This is a genomic window from Microvirga vignae (assembly GCF_001017175.1).
Classification (GTDB): Bacteria; Pseudomonadota; Alphaproteobacteria; order Rhizobiales; family Beijerinckiaceae; genus Microvirga; species Microvirga vignae.
Genome location: NZ_LCYG01000164.1, coordinates 1 through 2,607, shown reverse-complemented (window position 1 = coordinate 2,607; position 2,607 = coordinate 1). Strand labels below are relative to the sequence as shown.

At 60.7% G+C, this 2,607-nt stretch carries 4 protein-coding genes; all 4 read left to right on the top strand.

What is annotated here, in order from left to right; all coding sequences use genetic code 11:
- Positions 1-82 precede the first annotated feature (82 nt).
- The 4 genes from AA309_RS31530 to AA309_RS34990 all read left to right on the top strand — a co-directional run bounded on the left by AA309_RS31530 (position 83) and on the right by AA309_RS34990 (position 2,328).
- Complete coding sequence (locus AA309_RS31530; protein WP_047192974.1) at positions 83-319, top strand: tautomerase family protein; 237 nt, start codon at positions 83-85, stop codon at positions 317-319.
- Positions 320-688: 369 nt separating this feature from the next.
- Positions 689-862 (top strand): hypothetical protein, encoded by a 174-nt coding sequence (locus AA309_RS38035; protein ID WP_425286923.1) that lies wholly within the window; start codon positions 689-691, stop codon positions 860-862.
- A gap of 595 nt (positions 863-1,457) precedes the next feature.
- Positions 1,458-1,931, top strand: coding sequence for a cupin domain-containing protein (locus AA309_RS31525; RefSeq protein ID WP_052955163.1), 474 nt, complete (start codon positions 1,458-1,460; stop codon positions 1,929-1,931).
- Positions 1,932-2,148: 217 nt separating this feature from the next.
- The gene (locus tag AA309_RS34990; RefSeq protein ID WP_150117876.1) at positions 2,149-2,328 is read left to right on the top strand and encodes a hypothetical protein; all 180 of its coding nucleotides are present in this window, start codon (positions 2,149-2,151) and stop codon (positions 2,326-2,328) included.
- Positions 2,329-2,607 lie beyond the last annotated feature (279 nt).

Below are 2,607 nucleotides of genomic sequence, written 5' to 3'. Positions count from 1 at the left end.
GCGGCCAGAGCGCCGGTCATTGACCCCACACCGGAGCGAGGACTCTGTCCCGCGCTCCGGACCCACTTATAGGAGAACGACAATGCCAATCGTGACGATCCAAGTGACCCGCGAGGGGACCAAACCTGGCGTGAATGCCGTAACCGCCGAGGAGAAAGCCGCGCTCATCAAAGGCGTGAGCGAGTTGCTGCTCGACGTCCTGAACAAGCCCGTCGACTCCACCTTCGTGGTCATCGAGGAGGTCGAGACGGACAACTGGGGCTGGGGCGGTTTGCCGGTGGCGGAGTTCCGCCGCCGAAAGGCCGCCGGGACGGCGTGAGGTGCATCGTTCTGGGCGAGGCGTGCTCTGTGTCTCGCCAACCGATTCACCGCGTTCGGCGCTGCCATTCCCGCTCATGAGATCCCGGCCTGTCCGATCGCCTACGATGCGGGGACGGCCCTCAACGCCGCCGGCAAGTCCGCCGGCGAGCCGGGCTTGGGTGCCCAGTGGGTCGGTCAGGGAGCGCCGCTCGCCCGCTCCCTGCCAGCGGCTGACCTCGTGGCCACCCTCGCGGCTGAAATGAAGGCCGCTTGATCTGCCGAATCGGAAGGTCCCCGAACCAGGGCAGGATGAAGAACCTGCAATCCATATTCCACCACCGTCATGGAGATCCACGGCCTTTAGAACCCCAAGCAACAGGGGGCACACGTGAGCACACCGACTTCCCAGGACACCGCCCTGATCACCGGCGCCTCGTCAGGCATCGGCGGAGCGGCTCCGCTCCTTGCCTCCGATGTCGACGCGATGGACCGGATGATCCGGCTGAACGTCCTGGCGCCGACCCGCCTGACCTACGCGGGATGGAAGAGTGCTTCCGTGTAAGCAACTCCAAGCTGTCGAGGCCGCAGTCTTTGTCACGCCTCGCATGCGCGTACATCGAGTCCACATCGCGGATGGAAGATACAGCCGTAGCGGCAGAACGGGAAGTCGGCCGCTTGTGTGCTCGATAGCTCGGCCCTGTAAGGGTTCTCCTGCTGTGCAGGGCTGTGCTTTACCTGAGGCAGCAGGCATATCCCCGCGAAATGTGGAAAACACGATCAATGCACCACAAACGAGCGATCTCCACACTTTGCGCCAGCGCTGTCACATCGAGCTCAACAAGAGCCAGGCACACAATGACGTGGTTCAGATGATTTTTTGAGCACAAGCAAGGCGGAAGTCCGGATCTAACATCCGGGAACCAGAGCGGTTGCAGCATCCTTCGCCGACATATGCGTGCGAGGCGGCCTTATTCCTACACGGCGATACAGTTTTCGGGGGATGTGGACACACCCGAGATACGAGCGAGCGTCAGGCTCACCCTGACAAGTCGAGGATGGAAGATGTTCATACCGGTCCGGGCCGCTCAGAGCTCTGAGCGGCCCCTTAGCCCGGGAAGGCACCTCCCGATGAGTACGAGCCAAACAAGGGGCGAGCAATGTCCGATGCACTAAGCAAAGCTGACACGATCGATATACTTGGACCACAGATCCGGTTTCTGACGCCGCTGGTTGACGATCCGGATGGATATTGCGGCACATCCTCTGTTGTGCCGCCGAACGTCGTGCCGCTGCACAGCCATCCTGAACGGGAGACCCTGCTGATCCTGTCCGGTGCTTTGGACGCATTCGACGGATCGACGTGGCGCACCTATGGCGCGGGCGAGGTGTTCGACGTTCCGAGCGGGGCGAAGCATGCGCTTCGAAACACATCGGCAGCACCTATGTCGATTGTGCTCGTCACCAGCGCGAGCATGGGACGTTTCTTCCGCTTTGTCGGCCGTCGGGTTGCCGATCTCCCGCCTGGTCCGCCGACTGCCGAGGCCATGGGGACATTTACGACGGCCGCGCTCCAGCACGGCTATTGGCTGGGAAGCCCGGCGGAGAATGCAGAGATCGGAATCTCGTCGTAGTCGCGAACTGTCAAATCTCACAGGTTTCCTACTTGGTGGTGCATCCGAATTGCCTCAGCAGACAGCCTGTTGGTGAATGCATCACTCCCAGTAGCGGTCAAGGAAAACATCGAGAGCAACGAGAAGGCTCGTGCTTGGCTCTCACGCAAATGGCACCACAAGACATCCAGGAAATTCAGGCGTCCTTGTGCATAGAAACGAACGGAAAGAGAAGAAAATGACCTCACTAATGGATCTCAGCGCAGCCGCTCCGGCCCGCACCTCCGTCTTCCACCCGGAGCATCCGCTCCATCATTTGGTCCTTGATCTTGCGGAGCAGGTCGACCAAGCCTTCGAGCAATGGTTGGCAAAGGTCGCTCCCAGTAGCAGCGTCGAAGACTATAGCGTCTCCGAGTAACATCCTCAACGGGCCGCGCAGGATAACGCCTGTGTTTGGCTATGGACGTGAGATGTCTATGTGAGCTCCATCGTTGAGCCCCTATCAACCCTTCATTCTGTTTGACGGTGCAAGACAAGCAGACTGGCAACCTGGATCCGCACCGGTTCACGATGCTGGCTCAGTGTGGTCGTTCGCACCTTGATCAAGCCCTGGCTCGAGCGCGACCTTGATGGCCGCACGTCCAGCGCCTCGCTCTTCGCCGCATCGTCGGTCGACGCAGACGAGTTCGACGCACTG